This window comes from Candidatus Palauibacter australiensis (assembly GCA_026705295.1).
Classification (GTDB): Bacteria; Gemmatimonadota; Gemmatimonadetes; order Palauibacterales; family Palauibacteraceae; genus Palauibacter; species Palauibacter australiensis.
The window spans coordinates 35904-56098 of the sequence record JAPPBA010000180.1 but is presented as its reverse complement, the minus strand read 5'-3'; the positions used below and the strand labels follow the sequence as shown (position 1 = coordinate 56098).

At 69.9% G+C, this 20195-nt stretch carries 15 protein-coding genes; 10 read left to right on the top strand and 5 right to left on the bottom strand.

The features are described 5' to 3' along the window. Genes OXN85_15020 through OXN85_15005 form a run of 4 tightly spaced genes read left to right on the top strand, consistent with a single transcriptional unit; the run spans position 1 to position 5670 of the window. Positions 1-1413, top strand: a complete 1413-nt coding sequence (locus OXN85_15020; protein ID MCY3601276.1) for a DUF3526 domain-containing protein — start codon at positions 1-3, stop codon at positions 1411-1413. A 1-nt stretch (position 1414) separates the two neighbouring features. Continuing rightward, positions 1415-2845 carry a DUF3526 domain-containing protein gene (locus tag OXN85_15015; GenBank protein MCY3601275.1) on the top strand — a complete coding sequence of 477 codons (1431 nt, stop codon included), beginning with the start codon at positions 1415-1417 and terminating at the stop codon, positions 2843-2845. A gap of 3 nt (positions 2846-2848) precedes the next feature. Then, complete coding sequence (locus tag OXN85_15010; protein ID MCY3601274.1) at positions 2849-4297, top strand: DUF3526 domain-containing protein; 1449 nt, start codon at positions 2849-2851, stop codon at positions 4295-4297. Then, positions 4294-5670 (top strand): DUF3526 domain-containing protein, encoded by a 1377-nt coding sequence (locus OXN85_15005; GenBank protein ID MCY3601273.1) that lies wholly within the window; start codon positions 4294-4296, stop codon positions 5668-5670. The genes OXN85_15010 and OXN85_15005 overlap by 4 nt, the downstream gene beginning before the upstream one ends. 13 nt (positions 5671-5683) lie before the next feature. Here the strand turns inward: OXN85_15005 and OXN85_15000 are convergent, their stop codons facing one another. Further along, the gene (locus OXN85_15000; protein ID MCY3601272.1) at positions 5684-6934 is read right to left on the bottom strand and encodes a serine hydrolase; all 1251 of its coding nucleotides are present in this window, start codon (positions 6932-6934) and stop codon (positions 5684-5686) included. A gap of 133 nt (positions 6935-7067) precedes the next feature. Between OXN85_15000 and OXN85_14995 the strand changes: the two genes are divergently transcribed. Beyond that, a complete protein-coding gene (locus tag OXN85_14995; GenBank protein MCY3601271.1) occupies positions 7068-9308 on the top strand; it encodes a TonB-dependent receptor in 2241 nt (746 codons plus the stop codon). Positions 9309-9312: 4 nt separating this feature from the next. On the opposite strand, the gene OXN85_14990 is transcribed toward OXN85_14995, so the two are convergent. Further along, entirely contained in the window at positions 9313-10404 is a 1092-nt protein-coding gene (locus OXN85_14990; GenBank protein ID MCY3601270.1) for an ABC transporter substrate-binding protein, read from the bottom strand. A gap of 158 nt (positions 10405-10562) precedes the next feature. Here OXN85_14990 and OXN85_14985 point away from each other — a divergent pair, with 158 nt between their 5' ends. The 5 genes from OXN85_14985 to OXN85_14965 all read left to right on the top strand — a co-directional run bounded on the left by OXN85_14985 (position 10563) and on the right by OXN85_14965 (position 18253). Further along, the gene (locus OXN85_14985; GenBank protein ID MCY3601269.1) at positions 10563-11735 is read left to right on the top strand and encodes an alpha/beta hydrolase; all 1173 of its coding nucleotides are present in this window, start codon (positions 10563-10565) and stop codon (positions 11733-11735) included. A 112-nt stretch (positions 11736-11847) separates the two neighbouring features. Beyond that, the gene (locus tag OXN85_14980) at positions 11848-15165 is read left to right on the top strand and encodes a glycosyl hydrolase (protein ID MCY3601268.1); all 3318 of its coding nucleotides are present in this window, start codon (positions 11848-11850) and stop codon (positions 15163-15165) included. Between the two features lie 73 nt (positions 15166-15238). Continuing rightward, the gene (locus tag OXN85_14975) at positions 15239-16657 is read left to right on the top strand and encodes a nodulation protein NfeD (GenBank protein MCY3601267.1); all 1419 of its coding nucleotides are present in this window, start codon (positions 15239-15241) and stop codon (positions 16655-16657) included. Position 16658: 1 nt separating this feature from the next. After that, the gene (gene floA / locus OXN85_14970; GenBank protein ID MCY3601266.1) at positions 16659-17642 is read left to right on the top strand and encodes a flotillin-like protein FloA; all 984 of its coding nucleotides are present in this window, start codon (positions 16659-16661) and stop codon (positions 17640-17642) included. Then, positions 17642-18253 carry a hypothetical protein gene (locus tag OXN85_14965; GenBank protein MCY3601265.1) on the top strand — a complete coding sequence of 204 codons (612 nt, stop codon included), beginning with the start codon at positions 17642-17644 and terminating at the stop codon, positions 18251-18253. Before floA ends, OXN85_14965 begins: the two co-directional genes overlap by 1 nt. A gap of 26 nt (positions 18254-18279) precedes the next feature. Here the strand turns inward: OXN85_14965 and OXN85_14960 are convergent, their stop codons facing one another. The 3 genes from OXN85_14960 to OXN85_14950 are packed head-to-tail and all read right to left on the bottom strand — an operon-like array spanning position 18280 to position 20143. Continuing rightward, positions 18280-19044: a VOC family protein gene (locus OXN85_14960; protein ID MCY3601264.1), complete on the bottom strand. Its 765-nt coding sequence runs from the start codon at positions 19042-19044 to the stop codon at positions 18280-18282. Positions 19045-19061: 17 nt separating this feature from the next. Further along, positions 19062-19358: a hypothetical protein gene (locus OXN85_14955; protein ID MCY3601263.1), complete on the bottom strand. Its 297-nt coding sequence runs from the start codon at positions 19356-19358 to the stop codon at positions 19062-19064. Further along, positions 19355-20143, bottom strand: coding sequence for an SURF1 family protein (locus tag OXN85_14950; GenBank protein ID MCY3601262.1), 789 nt, complete (start codon positions 20141-20143; stop codon positions 19355-19357). The genes OXN85_14955 and OXN85_14950 overlap by 4 nt, the downstream gene beginning before the upstream one ends. Positions 20144-20195 lie beyond the last annotated feature (52 nt).

The following is a 20195-nucleotide window of genomic DNA, read 5'->3' as shown; positions in this document are numbered from 1 at the left end:
ATGATCAGGCACATTATCCGCAAGGAATTCAGCGACGTGCTTCGGGACGGCCGTTTCCGCTGGTGCTCCATCCTCGTGGGAGCGCTGCTGCTCGTCTCCCTGGGCCACGGATGGGTCCAGGCGCGGGAGGCTCAGCGCGAGCACGCGGCCGCGCAGGCGACGGCCCGCGACCACTGGGAGTCGCAGGGCGAGAAGAATCCCCATTCCGCGGCCCACTACGGCATCTATGCGTTCAAGCCCCGCCTCGCGCTGTCCTTCGTGGACGAGGGCGTGGACCCGTACACCGGGACCTCCGTGTGGCTCGAGGCGCACCGGCAGAACGACTTCCTGCTGCGACCGGCCCAGGACGCGACGGCGGCCCAGCGGGTCGGGGCGCTCACGGCGGCGCAGGTGCTGCAACACCTCGTGCCCCTGCTGATCATCCTGCTCACCTTCGGGGCGCTCGCCGGCGAGCGGGAACGGGGCACGCTTCGCCAACTGCTTGCGACCGGGGTCGGGCGGCGCGATCTGGCGCTGGGCAAGGCGCTCGGCATCGCCGGCGCGCTGGCGCTGCTGCTCGTGCCCGCGGCGGCGGTGGGGGCGGCGGCCCTCGTCGTCGGAAGCCCCGGTCCGGCGGCATCGCCGGTGGCCCGGGCCGCGGTCCTGTCCGTCGTCTACCTGGTCTATTTCGCCGCCTTCCTCGCCCTCTCCCTGGCCGTCTCCGCCTGGGCCCGCTCGACGCGCACCGCGCTCGTGATCCTGCTGGGCGTGTGGGTCGTGAACGGGCTCGTCGCGCCGCGCGTGGCGGTGGATCTGTCCAAGTGGATGCACCCGACGCCCTCCGCCCTTGAGTTTGCTCAGACGGTTGAACGGGAGATGGCCAGTGGCACGGAGGACATCCCCCGTCCGGACAACGACGCGCTGACCGAGGACCTGCTGACGGAGTACGGCGTCGAGCGGGTCGAAGACCTGCCGATCAACCAGTCGGGCGTCCTGCTCCAGGCGAGCGAGGAGTTCGGCGACCGGATCTTCGACCGCAACTACGGCGCGCTCTGGGACACGTTCGAGCGCCAGGGGGCCGTCCACGAGCTGGTCGCGGTGGCGGCGCCGCTGCTCGCGGTGCGCGCGCTCTCCATGGGACTGGCCGGAACCGACGTCGAGCAGCACCGGCACTTCGCGAGCGCCGCGGAGACGTACCGCCGGGACCTGATGCGGCGGATGAACGGCGACCTCACGGAGAACTCCCTATCGGGCGATTTCTCCTACCAGGCCGGGGCCGAACTCTGGGAGTCCACGCCGCCGCTGCGGTACGATGCCCCGACGCTGGGCTGGGTGCTCGGCAACCGGATTCTGTCGCTCGTCGTTCTCGGGGGATGGCTCGTGGGAGCGGTCCTGATGGCCGCGGCGCGCGTACGGCGCGCGGAGGTGGCGTAGGATGACCGCGCGCACCGTGCTCCGGAACGAATGGCGTCTGCTCATGGCGGACCGGCCGCTCCGAATCGCGCTCGGGCTCTTCGCGCTCCTGCTCGTATACGCGCTGGCCAACGGCGTGGTCTGGACGCGCTTTCAGGAGCGCACCGTGGAGGCCGCGCAGGCCGGCAACGTCGAGCGAACGCAAGCTCTCGCGCAGGAGCTGGCCGACATCGAAGCCGGTGCGGAACCCGCTTCGCGCTTCTCGGATCCGCGACTGCCGAACGTGATGGGCGGGGCGCGGGGCCGGCACACGGCGGTCCTGACGCCGGGCCCCCTGACGGCGCTCACGGTCGGACAGAGCGACCTGCTGCCGTATTACTACGACGTCAACATCTACACGAACGAGTCGTCGTTCCAGCAGAACGGTGAGGTCGAGAGTCCCCTGAACCTGATGGTCGGGCGCTTCGACCTGGCCTTCGTGGTCATCTACCTGCTGCCGCTGCTCGTGCTGGCCCTGAGCTTCAACGTCCTCTCGGAGGAGCGCGAGCAGGGGACGCTGGCGCTGACCCTGTCGCAGCCCGTGTCGGCGCGGGGCGTCGTGGCGGCGAAGCTGGCCTTCCGCGCCCTCGTGGCGGTGGGCATGGTGCTGGCGGTCTCGCTCGTCGGGCTCCTCGTGACGGGGGGCTTCGGCGCCCCGGGCCGGATCCTCCTCTGGTGCGCCGCCGTCGTCGCGTACGCGCTCTTCTGGTTCGTGCTCGCGGCGTGGGTGAACAGCCTGCGCCGGTCTTCCGCGTGGAACGCCACGGTGCTGGTGGGCGCGTGGCTGGTGCTGGTCGTCGTGCTCCCGGCCGGGATCAACATCGCGGCCGGCCTCCTGCACCCGCTGCCGTCGCGGGTACAGATGATCACCGCCCAGCGCGAGGCGTCGAACGATGCCGTGAACCGCCGCAGCGAACTCCTCGCCCGGTACCTGGAGGACCATCCCGAGATGGCTGAGGGCGTGGTGGCCGATGAACCCGGCCTGGGGGCGCTGGCGTGGGCCGCCACCGATGCCGTCAACCGTCGTCTGGAGGAGGTGACGGCCGAACACGACGCCAGCCGCGCGGAGCAGATCGCGCTGGTGCGCCGCTACCGCTTCCTGTCGCCGGCGCTCATGGCCCAGGAGGTGCTCCTCGACGCGGCGGGGACGGGGGACGCGCGGTTCTCCGGCTTCCAGGCGCAGGTACGCGCCTTCGCCGAGCGATGGCGGGACTTCTTCGTGCCCGCGATCGTTGCCGGCGAGCAGATGGATGCCAGCGCCATTTCAAGCGTACCGCAGTTCCACCTCGCCGAGGAGGTGTCCGGCGAAGTCACGCGTCGGGCCGCCGTTCCCCTCGGCGTTCTGGGTACGCTCCTCATCCTGGTGGGGGCGGGCGCGGGGGTCGGACTCGGCCGCGTACGGGGAGCCGACTAGCGAATGGGTCTTCGCAACGCGCTGCTCGTCGCCCGCCGTCAGGTGGGAGCGGTCCGTGAGGATCGGTACATGGTCTTCCTGCTGGGGCTCGTCATCGCCCTCGGCGTGGTCGCGGTCCTCGGAGCCCGTCATCACGCGGCGAGCGAGGCGGAACAGCGCGCCCGCTACCAGGCGATGGTCGAACGCCAGTGGCTGGAGCAGCCGGACCGTCATCCGCACCGGGTCATCCACTACGGGTTCCTCGTCTTTCGGGGTGAGGCGCCGCTCGCGTTCTTCGATCCGGGGGTCGGGACCTGGGCGGGGACCTCGCTCTTCCTGGAAGGGCATCGGCAGAACACGGCCAACTTCGGCGATGCCCGCCACGCGACCGGGATGCTGCGCTTCGGCCGCCTCACGCCGGCGAGCGTCCTGGCGCTCCTCCTGCCGCTGTTCGTCGTCGTCGCGGGCTTCGCCTCCGTGAGCGCCGAGCGAGAGAGGGGCACGCTTCGACTTCTCCTCGCCCAGGGGGCGACGCCGGCCCAGATCCTCGCGGGCAAGGTGCTGGGCACGGGGGCGGTGGCGGCCCTCGCCGCCCTTCCCATCGGTGTTGCCACTCTGGTCATCGCCGGGTCCGGGGCCGTGGGTCCGGTCTCGGCCGGGCGCCTGGCCGGGTTGGCGGGCATCTACGCGGCCTACCTCGCGGGCTGGGTGCTGGTCACCGTCCTCGCCTCCTCCTTCCGGGCCTCCTCGCGGAGCGCCCTCGCGCAATTGATCGCGGTGTGGGTCGTCCTCTGCGTCGCCGTGCCGCGCCTCGGGGCCTCCGTGGCCGGAGCGCTGCACCCGCTGCCCTCCCGCGCCGAGTTCACCGCCCAGGTGGAACGCGCGTTGAACGAGGTGGGCGACAGCCACAATCCGGAAGATCCCTTCTTCCGCTCGCTGCGGGACGAGTACCTGGCCCGCTACGAGGTGGCGTCGGTCGAGGAACTTCCCGTGAACTGGGGCGGCGTGGTGAGCCGCGAAGGGGAGGCCGTCACCAGCCGGATCCACGAGGAGCAGCAGCGGGATCTCGTCGAAGGCCAGCGCCGTCAGGACCGCGTCCTTTCCTTGGCGGGGCTGCTCTCCCCCTATCTCGCGACGAGGGACCTCTCCATGGCGGTATCCGGGACCGGGCCGGAGGCGGTGGAGGCGTTCCGGGCGCAGGCCGAAACCCACCGGTACGACCTCATACAGCGCCTCAACGATCTTCACATCAGCGAGATCCACTACGAGAACGACCGCGCCCAGCGGCTACCGCGCGAGCATTGGGCGGAATTCCCGACCTTCGGGACGCGGCCGCCCCCGCTCGGAGGGGCGCTCGCCGGTCGCGCGCTCTCGCTGGCCGCGCTCGGCCTGTGGATCCTCCTTCCGCTCCTGGGCCTCGGCCTGGCACGGGCGCGGCTGGCGCGCGTGGGGGTGGAGCGGGCCGCATCGTGAGAGCGCGGCTCCGGCTGCTCAGACTGGACATGCTCCGGCTGACGCGCTCCACCGGCGTCGCCATCGCCGTCGTCCTGCTCCTGGCGATCGGGGTCTACGCGGCGTGGCGCGGCGGCCGCAACATCGAAGCGGCGGAATCCTCCGCGGTCGCCGCGGAGACCGCCTACGGCGACCAGCTGGCCTACCTCCTCTCCACCTATCCCCGCGCGACGGAAGCAGGGGAGGTGCTCTACTACCTGGCCTTCCCGGCCCCGCAGCCGTCCCTGCCTCTGGCGGGGCTCGCCCGGGGCCGGACGGAGGTCGAGACGGCCAGCCTGCGAATCCGGCTGCTGGCACTCGAGGGGCAACTCTACGAACACGAGACGGTGAACCCGCGCCTCGCCGCGGCGGGTGACCTCGACCTCGCCTTCCTGCTCATCGCGCTCCTTCCCCTCTTCATCATCGCCCTCACCTACGACCTCGTCTCCAGCGAGCGGGAGGGGGGCACCTGGAACCTCGTCCGCCTCTTCGCCCGGCCGCGGCGGCTGCTCGCCCTCAAGCTCGCGTCGCGCGTCTGTCTCGTCGGCGCGGTGGTCGCGGTCCCGGTCGCGGTCGCGGCGTCGCTGGCGGGCTTCTCCCTCGACGGCCGGGCCGGTTGGGCGGTCGCCCTCATCGTGCTGCACACCGGGTTCTGGTTCGCGCTCTGCCTCGGCGTCGCGTCCGGGCGCCGGTCCTCCACCGCCAACGCCATGATCCTCGTCGGGACGTGGGTCGCGCTCACCCTCCTGGCGCCCGCCGCGCTCAGCCTCGCGAACGCGATCCTCCATCCCGTCCCGGAGGCGCTGGAACTCACCGTGCGCCAGCGGCAGGGATATCACGAGGCTTGGGACATGACCAAGGACGAGACGATGCAGGGCTTCTTTGAGGACTACCCGGAGTGGAGCGACCGGACGGTCCCGGAGGACGTGTTCACGTGGGCCTGGTACTACGCCATGAACCATCGGGGCGACCGGGCCGCGCGCGAGGCGTCGGGCGCCTACCGGGACGTGCTGCGGGAGCGGGAAGGGTGGGCGCGGCGGTGGTCCCTCCTCGTGCCCCCGCTCGCGGCCCAACTCGCCCTCGACCGCCTCGCGGCCACCGATCTGGGCGCGCAACTCGCGTACCAGGACGCCGTCCGCCAGCACCATGAGCGGTTGAAGACCTACTTCTACCCGCACTTCTTCGCGGCCACGCCGATCAATGCGGTCGACTGGGACGGGGTGCCCGTTTTCGAGCCGGCCGCACTGGAGGAAGGCGCGACGCGGGCCGGCTTTCCGGCGGCGACCGCCCTCGTCCTGGCCTCGATCCTCGTGCTTGCCGCGGGAGCGCGACTCTCCGGCCCTCGCGCCGACTGACCCCCGGAGGCCGTTAACGCGCGCCGTTCCCCAGCGCTTCCAGCACGACGCCGGCCAGCTTCGGCATGTGGTCGCGCATCCGCGAATCGTCGGAGTTGACCTGGATCGAGACGGCCACGCCGTGGTCCGGGTAGTACGCGAGGAGGGAGTTGTATCCGGGCCAGAAGCCCCCGTGGCCGTACGTCAGCCCGTGCTCGCTCTCGGCGACGGAGACCGCCAGTCCGTACCCCAGGTGCGGCCTGGTGCTGTCGGCCGGGAACCCGACTTCGAGCAACTGCGGAAGGTCGTCCCCCGAGATCGCCTCGCCCTCGTACAGGAGCTTCGCCCAGCGCACCATCGCCTGCGGGTTGTTCACGAGGCCGCCCCCCGTCCACTCCTGCAGTGGATGGAGGATGAACTGTCCATCCACCACCACCTCGAGCGGCGTACCGTAGAGCCGTGAGCTCGCGTGCGCGTAGCCCTGCGCGAGTCCGGGCAGGTCGCGCCGGTCGGCCGCCAGCGTGAGGTCGAGGCCGAGCGGGTCGAGGAAAAACTCGTCGAGAAGGTCGTAGTAGGCGCGGCCCGTCGCCTCCTCGATGGCCAAACCCGCCAGCGTGTAGTGCACGTCGCTGTAGTGGTAGCCCCCGCCGGCGGGGAAGAGCGGCTCGGCGTCCAGCACCGTCTCGGCGATGAATTCTTCCGGGGTCATGTAGGCGTCGGGATCGCGGAACACTTCGCCCAGCCGCACGGCGAAGTCGGGGTCCTCGAAGTACGGCTGGATCATGCCGGCCGTGTGGTTCAGGAGGTTGCGCACCGTGAGGTCCGCGTGATTCGGGACCCGGGAGAACCACTCCTCGTCGCCGAGCCAGGTCGCGACCGCCGCGTCGAGGTCCAGCTCTCCGTTCATGGCCAGCTGCAGGGCGACGGCCGCGACGTAGGTCTTGCCGATACTGCCGGAGCCCATGCGCAGGTCCGGCGTCATCGGGATCTCGTCGTCCACGTCCGACAGACCCGTGGCGAAGCCGAACACGCGCCCGTCCGGGAGGATGAACGCGGCCGTCGCCCCCGGGAAGTTCTCGTCCGTCTCCTGGGCCTGCGCCCACGCCGCGTCGAGTTCCGCCTGGAAAGCCTCGACGAGCGCCGCCGTCGCCTCCGGAGCCAGCGACGGCTCCGCGGCGGCCACGCCCCCCCGACCCCCATCCGGCGGCGTCCCGCAGGCCAGCGCGACGCAGACACCCAGTCCCGCGAGGCGAGGTGAGATCCTGCGACGGGGTGTGCGACTCATGGGGCTCCTCCCCTCGGTTCGGCTTCGGAAGCTCCACGCGGCGGCTTGCTCCGCCTGCGTGGGCTTGCCAATCAGCTTGCGGAGGTGGGCCGGACCGGCCAAGAGTTGAATCGCCATCAGCCGGAGGGAACGCATGCGGAAAGCCCTTGTCCTGATTCTGGCGGCGGCCCCCGCGTTCGTCGTTCCGCGAGTCGACGCGCAGGAGCCGGAGCAACGGTACGTCTTCGAGGGCAGCGTGCGCGACGCAGGCACCGGTTTCCCCCTGGCGGGAGCGCGCGTATCGGTGGTCGGGAGGGAAACGAGGGCGGTGACCCGCGCCGACGGCACCTTTCACCTGACCGGGATGGCCGCGGGCCTGCACACGCTTCGAGCCGAGCGCCTGGGGTACCGGGGCGCCACGGTGGAAGTCACTGTGGGGACCCAGCGCGCGCGCCGAGCGGTGGCGGAGTCGGGAGAGGTCGTGATCGAGTTGTCACCGTCTCCCATCGCGCTGGGCGAGTTGGTGGTGACGGCCACGATCAGCGAGCGCGCTGCAGCCGAGGCGCTACGGCCGGTCAGCGTCATGACGGGCGATGACCTGCAGCGCCAGATGACGGCCACCGTAGCGGGGACGTTGGCGTCAATGCCGGGGCTGGCCGCCACCAGGATGGGTCCAGCAGTTGCGCAACCCGTGATCCGCGGATTGAGCGGAGATCGAGTGCTGATGCTCGAGGACGGGACTCCTGTTGGGGATGCTTCCAACTCGGGCGCGGACCACACCACCGCGCTCGATCCATCTTCCGCCCGGCGGATCGAGGTTGTGCGGGGTCCGGGTGCGCTGCTCTACGGGGGCAACGCGCTGGGCGGGGTCATCAACGTCATCCGCGACGAGATTCCGTCGGCCATGCCGCACCGCCTGACCGGCTCGGCGACGCTGCAGACGCAGACCGCGACCGGCTCACTGGCGGGCAGCGCAACGACCGTGTTTCCCATCGCGGAGAGCGTGCCGCTGCGCGTGGAGGCGGCCGCACGGACGGCGGGAGACCTGAAAACCCCCGTCGGCACGCTTCTCAACACCGACGGCGAACTGCTGAGCGGGGGTGTGGGGACGGCCTGGGTGGCCGATTGGGGCCGCCTCGGGGCGTCCTTACGCGGCTACCGCAACTACTACGGCATTCCGGGCGGTTTCGTGGGCGGGCACCAGGAGGGGGTGCGCATCGAAATGGAACGGGTCGCATCGAAGTTCCGCACCGTGGTCGACGAACGACGGGTCGGGCCCTTCCACAACCTCCGCTTCGACGCGACGCACACCTGGTACACCCACCGCGAGATCGAAGCAGGGGGTATTCTGGGCACGCTCTTCGATCAACAGAGCACGAGCGCGGACGTCCTGGGTCGGCACGACAGGTGGGGACCGTTTACGGCGGGCGCGATGGGCGGCCGTGCGTCCCGGGAGGATTTCGCATACGGGGGATCCCTTTTTACGCCGGACACGCGTCGGTTCAAGGCGGCCCTGTACGTGCTGGAGGAGGTCCAACTGGGCTCCATCCAGATCGAGTCCGGGCTGCGCTACGACTGGACCCGGCTCGATCCGGGGGAAGATCGGGTGTCGGATATCGGTGAGATTCGCGAACGCAGGTTCCATTCCCTGTCGGGGTCGTTCGGTATCCTCTACAAATCCGCCTCCGGGCTGGTGCTCGGGACCAGCGTGGCCCGGGCGTTTCGCACGCCCGACGTCGCCGAACTCTATTCGGAGGGGCCGCATCTGGCGGCCTTCGTCTTCGAAGTCGGAAACCCGTCTCTGGAGGGCGAGGTCGGGCACGGGCTGGACGCCTTCCTGCGCTTCGAGTCCGACCGGTTGAGGGCCGAGGTGACTGGCTTCCACAACGACATCAGGAACCACATCTACGGAGAGGACACGGGCCGCCTGAGCCGCGTGCGCCTCCCCGTCTATCAGTTCCAGGGCAACGACGCCGTGTTCAGCGGTTTCGAGGTCGGCGTGGACATCGACGCCGGGCGGGGAATGGCGCTGGAGGGAGTGGCCTCATCCGTGAAAGGCAGTCTCAAGGAGACCGGCCGGCCTTTGCCTCTCGTCCCTCCGCTCAAGGGACATGTGGCCCTGAAGTATGAGAGGCCATCGTGGTATGTCCGGGCGGAGGCCGAGATGGCGGACGAGCAGGACCGGGTGGGCGAATTCGAGACGCCGACCCGGGGGTACACGGTCTTCAACGCTGCGGCGGGCGTGCGATTCACGTTCGGCGGGCGTCTGAACGTCTTGACGATGAGCCTCGCCAACGCCGCGAACACCGAGTACCGCAACCACCTCTCCCGGGTCAAGGAGATCATGCCGGAGGCCGGGCGGAGTCTGAACGTCACCTATCGGGTCGTGTTCTGACGCGCTAGCGCGCCAGCCAGGCGCTGAAGCGCTCGTTCAGCTCGTCCTGGTAGTCGACCCAGAAAGCCCAGTCGAAGTGGAGCGCACGATCCACGTTGCCCGGGCTGGCCGGCATGTGGGGCGCCATGTCGACGCCTGTGACTACGTGGGTCGTCACCAGTGGCATGCCGGACTTGCGCGCCGGGGAATAGGAAATGCGGCGGCCGATCCGCGCCAGGGACTCGGCGCTGGTCTTGAAAGCTACGTATCTCAGCGCCTCTTCCAGCCTCGGTGTGCCCGCGACGATCCCAATCTGGCCCACGTCCAGCAACTGCCCATCCCACACGATCACCAGCAGCTGGTTTTCCATGACCCGGGCATTGAAGATGCGACCGTTGTACGCCGTGCTCATGACCACTTCCCCGTCGGCCAACAGCTGCGGCGGCTGGGCGCCCGCCTCCCACCAGACCACTTCGTCCCTGATCGTTTCGAGTTTGGCGAAGGCCCGGTCCAGACCCTCCGGCGTCTGCAGCGTGGCGTACACTTCGTCGAGCGGCACGCCATCGGCGATCAGGGCGAACTCCAGGTTCACCTGCGGGACACGCCGCATCCCTCGGCGGCCCGGGAACCTCTCCAGGTCGAAGAAGTCGGCCATGGTTGAGGGCTTTTCGCCCGGGAAGTTCTCGTCGTTATAGGCGTACACGGTCGACCAGTACAGATTGCCCACTCCGCACTCGGTCCGGGTCTCGGCCGCAAAGTCGTCGGCTGCGGGAGTGCCGTCGGGTCCGGGAGGCAGATCGTCGATGTCTATCGGCTCGAGCAGCCCCTCGTCGCAACCGCGCACGGCATCGGCGATCTCCAGGTCGACCACGTCCCAATGGATGTTGCCGATGTCCACCTGGGCCCGTATCTGGGCCAGGCCGCCGTTGTAGTCCTCCATGCGGACACCGATGCCCGTCGCCTCGGTGAAGGGAATGTTGGCGCCCTCGTTGACGGCGCGACCGTAGGAGCCGCCCCAGGACACGACGGTGATCGACTGCCCGGAGACGGGGAGGGGTGGGATGCCTGTAAGGAGCGCAACGAGCCCCAGGGTGCTCACCGCCGAAAAACGTCTCACGACTCCTTCTCTCATTCCGCTTCTCCTTTGCGCCCGAGCGCACGGCAATCGCCAACCAAAGATCGAGCGCCCCTTCGAGCGCGGCTCGCATACCGGGATGCCGAATAGAGACATATTTTCGGCGTTTACAGAGACATATTCTCAAGGTCCGAAGAAAGATGTTTTCAACGAAAACGGAAACGCAATCTCAGGCGACGGCGGCCATCATGGTCACCAGCGTCATCATGGCCATCGCCTTCCTCGGCGTGCCGGGGAGCGCCACCGCCCAGAGCGCCGCCGCCCGAAGCGCCGCCGACGCCATCCCCAGGGACTCGATCACGGGTCGCCTGGCCGACCTTCGCCGCATCCACACGCCCGAAGGGATCGAAGTCCTCGAACCCATCGAGGTCAACGGGTCGACCCAGTGGCTGTCGATCCGAGGCCTGAACCGGGCCAACCCGATCCTTCTCGTGCTCCACGGGGGTCCCGGCAGCCCGGTGATGGGGGCGAGCTGGGCGTACCAGAAGCCGTGGGAGGACTTCTTCACGGTCGTGAACTGGGACCGGCGCGGCGTGGGCAAGAGCTTCTCTGCGGCGGATTCCGCCAGGCTGGGGCCGACGATGACCCTCGAGCAACTCGTGGACGACGCGGCAGCGGTCGTCGAGCACCTGCTCGCGAGACTCGGCCACGAGAAGCTCTTCGTCCTCGGATACTCCTACGGGACACGGATCGGCCCCCGGCTCGTCGAACGGCATCCCGAGCGCTTCCACGCCTACGTCGGCCTCGGTCAGACGGCGGGGCCCGACGCCGAACGCCAGTTGTACGCGACACTCATGGAGCGCGTCCGCGCAGCGAACGACACGACCGCGATCCGCGAACTGGAAGCGCTCCGGCCCTATCCCCCCGCCGCGGGTCCCGGGGCGGTCGAGAAGCTGCTCGCTGCCCGGAGATGGGCCCGGGAGTACGACGGCGGGTGGTACGGCAAGCCGACCTTCGACCTCTACTTCGCGCTTCCCGAATGGGGGCCGGAGTACACGGCGGCCGACGTGGCGAACGTGCGGCCGGCCATGGCGTGGGCCGAACGCCACCTCATCGACCGCGCCCCGGAGCCCCGCCCGACGCGCCTCGTGGAGCGCTTTGAGGTGCCGGTCGTCATCCTCCACGGACGGTTCGATCTGCACACGCCCTATCGGAGCGCCAGAGACTACTTCGACCGCATCGAGGCGCCCCGCAAGCGGTTCGTGACCTTCGAGCGCAGCTCCCACATGATCATGTTCGAGGAGCCGGGCCGGCTGCTCCTGGCCCTGGTGGAGGAAGTCCTGCCGCTCGCGGGCGGACGCGCCTCGTTCTGATCCGGCCCCGCATCGCGCCGCCCGCGCGGACCGGCGGCGTATTGCGCGGGCATTTCTGCGGTGCAGTTTGCGGGCGGAAGCCCCGTCATCTCCCCGTTTCCGAGGCAGTACGATGAAAGCAGCCCGAGTTCTTGCGCTCTCCGCGGCCGGTCTCCTCCACGGCGCCACGGCCGGTGCCACGGCCGCCGCCGCCCAGTCCGCGCTCGAGACGGCGATCTCCCACCTCGAATACCGGGAGATCGGCCCGGCCCTCATGGGGGGCCGCATCGCCGACCTCGACGTCGTCGAAGCCAAGCCACAGATCTTCTACCTCGGCACCGCGAGCGGAGGGCTGTGGAAGACGGAGAACCACGGCACGTCGTGGACCCCGCTGTTCGACGACCAGCCGACGAGTTCGATCGGGGACGTGACCCTTCACCAGGCGAACCCGAACCTCGTGTGGGTGGGGACGGGCGAGCCGCAGAACCGTCAGTCCTCCCCATGGGGGAACGGCGTCTACAAGTCGACGGACGGCGGGAACACCTGGATGCACATGGGCCTCGAGGCGACGAAGCACATCGCCCGCATCCTCATCCATCCGCGCAACCCCGATGTCGTCCACGTGGCCGCGATGGGGGATCTCTGGGGTTCGAACCCCGAGCGCGGCGTCTTCCGCACGACCGATGGCGGGGAGTCGTGGGAGAAGGTGCTGTACGTCGACGACCGCACGGGGGCCATTGACCTGGCCATGGATCCCGCCGACCCGAACACGATCTTCGCGGCCATGTACCAGCGGCAGCGGACGGGCTGGGGGTTCAACGGAGGCGGTCCGGGGAGCGGCCTCTACCGGACGGTCGACGGCGGCGACAACTGGACGGAGTTGACCGAAGGGCTGCCGGAGGGCGACAAGGGCCGCATCGGAATCGACATCTACCGGCAGGACGGCAACCTCGTCTACGCGCTCGTGGAGGCGGATCCGCGGCGGCCCGGCCAGGGCTTCGGGGGCGGAGGCGGCGGTCCGCGCCAGGGCGGGCTCTTCCGCTCCACGGACCGCGGCGAGACGTGGGAGAAGGTGTCCGACACGAACCCGCGTCCCATGTACTACTCCCAGGTCCGCATCGACCCGAGCAACCCCGACCGCATCTACGTGCTCGGCACGCAGCTCTCCATTTCGGATGACGGCGGACGGACGTTCCGCAACGACGGCGCCGTGCAGATCCACGTCGACCACCACCAGTTATGGATCAACCCGGAGGACCCGGACCACCTGATCCTGGGCAGCGACGGCGGGGTCGCGGCCTCGTGGGATGGGGCCGCGCACTGGCGCATGTTCGACAACATCGCGCTCGGCCAGTTCTACACGATCGGGTACGACATGCGGACGCCCTACGCGGTGTGCGGCGGGCTGCAGGACAACGACGCGTGGTGCGGGCCCTCGAACACGCGCTCGTTCCACGGCATCCGCCACCAGGACTGGTACGAGACGGCCTACGGGGACGGGTTCTTCACGATCGTGGACCCGACGGACTCGACGATCGTCTACTCGGAGTCGCAGGGCGGGAACATGAACCGCTACGACCTGACGACGGGCGAGAAGATCCCGATGCGCCCCATCGTCGGGCCGCGGGCGGATGGGGACACGACGAAAGCCTACCGCTACAACTGGAACTCACCGCTCCTGCTCTCGCCGCACGATCCGGCCACCGTCTACCTCGGCGCGAACTACCTGCTGCGCTCGCGGGACTACGGGATGTCGTGGGAGGAGGTCGGGGGGCTCGATCTCACGAAGCAGATCGACCGCGAGGAGCTGGCGATCATGGGCGTCCCCGGCTCCGAGCCGCAGATGTCGCTCAACGACGGGATCGCCAATTACGGGAACCTGACCTCGGTGGAGGAGTCGCCGCTGGCGCGGGGGCTCATCTACGCGGGGACGGACGACGGCAACCTGCAGGTGTCGAGAGACGACGGGGAGACGTGGGAGAACGTCGTCGACCGCATCCCGGGCCTCCCGGAGCGGACCTATGTGAGCCGGGTGGAGCCGTCGCACCACGTGGAGGGGCGCGTCTACGCCACCTTCGACGGGCACCGCAACGGCGACTACGCGCCCTACGCCTACGTGAGCGAGGACTACGGGCAGAGCTGGCGGGCGATCGCGAACGGGCTGCCGGACCTGTGGTCGGTGAACGTGATCGTCGAGCACCACCGGGCGCCGAATCTCCTCTTCATCGGGAACGAGGTCGGCGTGTTCGTCTCCGTGGACCGCGGCGAAAGCTGGGTTCAGCTCAAGAACAACCTGCCCACGGTCCCGGTGGACGACCTCCTCGTGCACCCGCGCGAGAACGACCTCATCGTCGGCACGCACGGGCGCAGCGCCTGGATCCTGGCCGACGTGGCGCCGCTCGAAGCCCTCTCCGAGGGGATGCTGGCGGAGGCGGGACGCGTGTTCGGCGACCGTTCGATCATGTGGACGGAGAAGGGGGACTGGCCCTTCTATGGCGCCACGTACAGCGCGCCGAACCCGCCGCGCGGCGCCCGGATCCGCTACTACCTGCGGGACGCTCCGGCCGTGGACATGACTGCGGACGACGACGAGGGAGAGGACGCCGACGGTGAGGATGAAGACGGCGGCGACGACGGAGATGACGGCGACGACGACGGCGATGGTTCGGACGATGGGGACGCGGGCGACGGCGCGGACGATAGCGCGGACGACGGCGCGGACTCCTTCTCATTGAAGATCAGCGACGCCTCGGGGGTACACGTACGTACGCTGGAGGCGCCCGCGGAGGTCGGCGTCAACGAGGTGATCTGGGACTGGCGTCACGACGCGCCGTACGAGCGTGAGGGGGGCGGCGGTCCGGGTGGCGGAGGCGGCTTCTTCTTCGGCGGCGCGCCGCAGGGCCCGATCGTCCTGCCGGGCTGGTACACGGTGAGCATGGAGGCGGGGGGCGAGACGTTCTCCGCCACGGTCGAAGTCGTCGCGGAGCCCCGCCGGCCGATGAGCCGGGTGGACCGAATGACGCGGCAGGAGGCGCTCATGAGCCTCCACGCCATGGCGGGCCCGATCTACGAGGCGGGGCAGGCCCTGGACGCGCTCGAGGAGCAGTTGTCGGCGGCGGAGGACCTCATCGAGGGCGCGGACGAGGCGCCGGAAGGACTGGACGAGGAGCTTGAGGCGATCGAGGCGGAGATCGAGGAGATCCGGGATGAGTTGGGGGACGCGCGCCGGAACGCCGGCGTTGCCAACGCCATCCAGGGGTCGTCGACGGTGCCGACCGCGGATCACCTGTGGCAGGTCGACGAGGTGTGGAACGTGATGCCGGAGTTGCTGGACCGGCTCAACGTCCTCATCGAGACCCGCGTGCCGGCGCTGAACGCGCAGTTGTACGCGGAAGGCGTACGGCCGTCCGCCGGTGAGCCGGTCGCGCTGCCCGACCGGCCGGGCGGCTGACGGGCGGGCGACTCCGGGCACCGATAGATTGCGGCCCATGCGACGAATGAACGGACCGGGAATGAAATCACCCATGACGGGGCTGCCGGCGCCGGTGCTCGCCCTCGGGCTGGCGGTTGTGGCGGCGTCCGCGTCGGGCGCGCCCGCGCCGCCGGGACTCGGCGCCGCCTTCGCGCGATCCACGCCGGTCGCCCCGCCCGCGCAGTCCGCGGCGTCGGTCGTCCGGGTGCCGATCTCCGGCACGATCGAACTCGGCGTGGCCCCCTTCGTGGCTCGCGCGCTCGCGGAAGCCGCGGAATCCGGGGCGCCCGCCGTGATCATCGAACTCGACACGCCCGGCGGCCGGGTCGACGCGGCGTGGAAGATCATCGACGATCTGCGCGACGCGGAGGTCCCGACCTACGCCTACGTGAACCGCCGCGCCCTCTCGGCGGGTGCGATGATCGCGCTCGCGACGGACCGGATCTACATGCGGCCGGGCTCCACGATCGGCGCGGCCACCCCGGTCACCGGCGAGGGCGAGAAGGCCCCGGAGAAGATGGTGAGCGCGATGCGCTCGGAGTTCCGGGCGCTGGCCGAGGAACGCGGGCTCGATCCGCTGGTCGCGGAGGCGATGGTCGACGAGAGCATCGAGGTCCCCGGCGTGAGCGAAGCCGGCCGGCTGCTCACCCTCACGACGGACGAGGCCACGGCGATCGGAGTTGCGGACGCCGAGGTGCGGGATCTCATCGAACTTCTGGAAGTCATGCGGCTGCCGGCGGCCCCGGTGCGGGAAATCCAGCCGAACTGGGCGGAGGCGATCGTCCGCTTCCTGACGAACCCGGCGGTCGCGCCTCTCCTCCTGAGCCTCGGCTTCCTCGGACTCATCGTGGAGGTGCGGACGCCGAGCTTCGGCGTGGCGGGCGCGGTGGGACTCGCCTCGCTGGCCGCTTTCTTCGGCGCGCACCACCTCGTCCATCTCGCCGGCATCGAGGAGATCCTCCTCTTCGGCGCGGGCGTCGTGCTGATCGCGCTCGAAGTGCTCGTCATCCCCGGCTTCGGGATCGCCGGGATCCTGGGGTCGGTCGCGGTACTCGGAGCGGCCGTCATGGGCATGGTCGGCCAGGTGCCGACCTTCGACCAGGTGTTCAACGCGGCGGGACTCGTCGCCCTGTCGATCATCCTGGTGGGGGTCGCCGGGTGGGCGCTGGTGCGGCACCTGCCCCGCAGCAACCGATTCTCCGGGCTCTTCCTCCGCGACTCGACGAGCCGCGAGACGGGCTACCTCTCGGTGCCTCCGCGCGAGGACCTCGTCGGCGGGCTCGGCGTCACGTCGACCGACCTGCGGCCCACGGGGGTCGCGATCATCAACGATGAGCGCATCCATGTCGTGACCGAGGGTCCCTGGCTCGAGGCCGGGACCCCGATACGCGTACTGGAGGTGGCGAGCGGGCGAGTGCTCGTGCGCCGCGCCAAGCAATCTCCCGAATCCGAACACAGGAACGAGGCCTGATATGGAACCACTGGCGGGCACCAGCATCATCATCCTCATCGCCATCGCGCTCGGCGTACTCATTCTGTCCTGGATCGTGCCGATCCGGCTCTGGGTCACGGCGATCGCGTCGGGGGTCCGGGTGGGCCTCGGAAGCCTGGTGGGGATGCGCCTGCGGAAGATCCCTCCGCCGCGGATCGTCTATCCTCTCATCAGTTCCTACAAGGCGGGCCTGCCGCTCCATACGAACGAACTGGAGTCGCATTTCCTGGCGGGAGGCGACGTCGAGAGGGTGGTGAACGCGCTCATCTCGGCGGACAAGGCGCAAATCGAACTGCCGTTCCGGCAGGCGGCCGCGATCGACCTTGCGGGGCGGGACGTGCTCGACGCGGTGCAGGTTTCCGTCAACCCGCGGGTCATCCAGACGCCGAAGGTCGCCGCGATGGCGAAGGACGGGATCCAGCTCATCGCGACGGCGCGGGTGACGGTGCGGGCCAACATCAACCGCCTGGTCGGTGGGGCCGGTGAGGAGACGATCCTGGCCCGCGTCGGTGAAGGCATCGTGTCCACGATCGGGTCGGCGTCGTCGCACAAGGCCGTGCTCGAGAACCCGGACAACATCTCGAAGACGGTACTCGCCAAGGGACTCGACTCGGGGACCGCGTTCGAGATTCTCTCGATCGACATCGCCGACGTCGACGTGGGGAAGAACATCGGCGCGGAACTGCAGACGGATCAGGCGGAAGCGGACAAGCGGATCGCGCAGGCGAAGGCCGAGGAGCGCCGGGCGATGGCCGTCGCGTCGGAGCAGGAGAACCGGGCGCTCGTCGAGCAGATGCAGGCCGAAGTCGTGAAGGCGGAGGCGGAGGTGCCCCTCGCGATGGCCGAGGCGTTCCGTGAGGGCAACCTCGGGATCATGGACTACATGAAGTACCGCAACATCCAGAGCGATACGCAGATGCGGAGGTCCATCGCGAAGCCGCCGGAGAGCGACAAGGACGGCTGATGCCCGATCTCGAAGGGGCGCTGCCCCTCATCCTGCTGATGATCTTCCTCTGGGTGCGCAGCATCGGCGCCGCGATGAAGAAGAATCGGCAGCGGCAGGAACAGGCGCTCGAGCAGGCGGGGATGACCCCGGAGTTCGAAGCCGAGGCGTCGAGCGTTCAGGCTGCCGAGCCCGCCGGAGGAGAGGCGCCGCCTCCGGCGCGGCGTCCGACGTTGCGCGAGCAACTGCAGGACATGGGCCGCCAGCTCGAGCGGCAGATGCAGCAGGCCGCGGAGGAGGGCCGGCCAGGCAGCATGGTGGGTCACCGAGACCCGGAGGAGGCCCCCGAGCCTCCTCCGTTCATCCGGCCGGCTCCGGCACCCGCTCCGCGGCCCGCGGCTAGCGCACCGGCGCCTTCGGTGCGCGAAAGCCCGCGGCGACCGCCGCCCGGGCTCGCGGCGGCGAGACCGCTCGGTGAACCGCGAGGGGCCGTCACGGCAAGCCGGCGTGCCTCGACCGGAGAGGGCGGCCCGCTGGAACGCCTCGAGCGCTACCCCTCGCTCGCTCGCGCCGTGATCCTCTCCGAAATCCTGGGCCGGCCGCCGGGTCTGTCCGACGACCGGAACGCTTGAACCGGTAGCGCCGAAGCCCGCTCGGCTTACCTGCTGTGCAGGGCGAAGGCGGCTCCCTGCGGGTCGATGCCCTGCAGGATGAACTCGCCGCCGGGGACTTCCATCGGTCCCACGACGACCGACCCGCCCAGCTCCTTCACGAGTTCCGCCGCGGCGTGCACGTCGGACACGAGGATGTAGAGCCCCCAGCACGGCGGGGGCATGTCGTCGCTCCGGTTCATCATGCCGCCCAGTTCCTTGCCGTCGCGGCCGTACATCTGGTAGATGCCGGCTTCGCCCATGTCCATCTGCGTCGTCTTCTCCCACCCGAACAAGTCGGCGTAGAAGGACCACGCCGCATCGAGGTCGCCGGCGATCAGCTCGTGCCAGGAGAACTCTCCCATGGCGGGCTCTCCGTCGTGTCCTGGTGTGTCGCCGGAAGGCTGGTAGGCCGTGAACACCGCGCCGCCGGGATCCCTGAGGACCGCGATGTGGCCGACTTCGGGGATCTCCATGCGGTGGATCGTGCCGCCTCCCAGCCGCTCCGCCTGCGCCACCGTCGCGTCCACGTCCGGCGTCGACAGGTAGGGCATCCAGTGGGCCGGGGCTTCGTCGGCGAGGGCCTCGGCCGGCAGCTGCATCACGCCGCCGATCGGGGCGCCGTTGTTGTTCCAGGTGATGTACTCCGGGCCTTCGCCCTGCCAGGCGCCGGTCTCCCAGCCGACGATCCGCCGGTAGAAATCCTGCGCGCCTTCGAGGTCCGTCGTGAGAAGCTCGTACCAGCAGAAGCGGCCGAGCGGCGTTTCAGACATCGCGTGCCTCCTGTGGGTCAGTCATCGTCGTCGAGGAAGGGTGATTTCTTTCTGCGCGGCTCGTAGGCCTCCCCGAAGGGCGAAGCGCGCGGAACGCCGCGGTCGGTCCTCGCCTCCGGCGTCGCGGTGCCGAGTATGGACTGGAGTTCCTGCTCGCTGAGTTCGAACGGGTCGTCCCCGGCGTATAGCGGAGGACGTACGCGGTGCGGCGTGCCCGGGTTTCCCGGCAGCGGCTCGAACCGCCATTCGGATCGCGAGGCGACGCGCACCTCCCAGCGCTTTCCCCGGCGGTCGGAAAACTTTCGATGGCTCACGATCGCATCCTTTCGGATGGGGATTTCCGGCCGCCTGAGGAGCGGAGCAGGATCGCGGTTCCGCCCAGCCCGATGACGGCGAACGCGAACCACTGGATCGCGTAGGACAGGTGCGGGCCGGCGTCGGTCTCGAGCGCGCGGGCGGGACGCAGGACGCCGCCCGGGGAAGGATCGTTCGCCCGCAGGACGTGAGGCGTGGGATCGAGGGCCGTCTCTTCGCGGATCAAGGCGAGGTCAAGCCCGGCGATGGCGAGGTGGGGCGTCCCGGCGATCTCGGGCTGGAGCGGCTGCCCGCCGCGTCCGTCCCGCGACGACACGAAGACCCCCTCGACCGTGGCGGAGGGTTGGGCTTCCCCGCGAGGGCCCGAGGCGCCTTCCGGCGAATCCGTCCACCCGGACGCGAGGTCGGGGCGGAGGCCGTCGGGCGCGGGCAGCCAGCCGCGCAGGACCATCACGACCTGCTCGGCGTCGCCGCCGACCCGGAAGGGGGTCAGCACCTCCGCGCCCGCCCGCCCGTCTAGGGTGCGGCTCCGGAGGATGATCTCGCCGGCCCGGTCCCACCGGCCGGCGAGCCGCGCGCGGCGGCCGATGAGGCCTGCCGTGTCGGGAGGCACGTCGCCGGGGCCGAGCCACTCGAGCCGCGGGGCGTCGGCGCGCTCGGCGCGCGTGCGCACCCCGGCGCTCCGTTCGCCATGCCGGTCGAGTTGCCAGAAGCCGAGGCGGATGAAGAGCGCCCCCAGGGCGAGGGCCACGGCGCACAGCAGGATCCTTCGGTTGATGGTCACGGCACACGAGTCTATCCCGTCGGGGTGGCGAACGCAGCCGTTACGCGGGTTC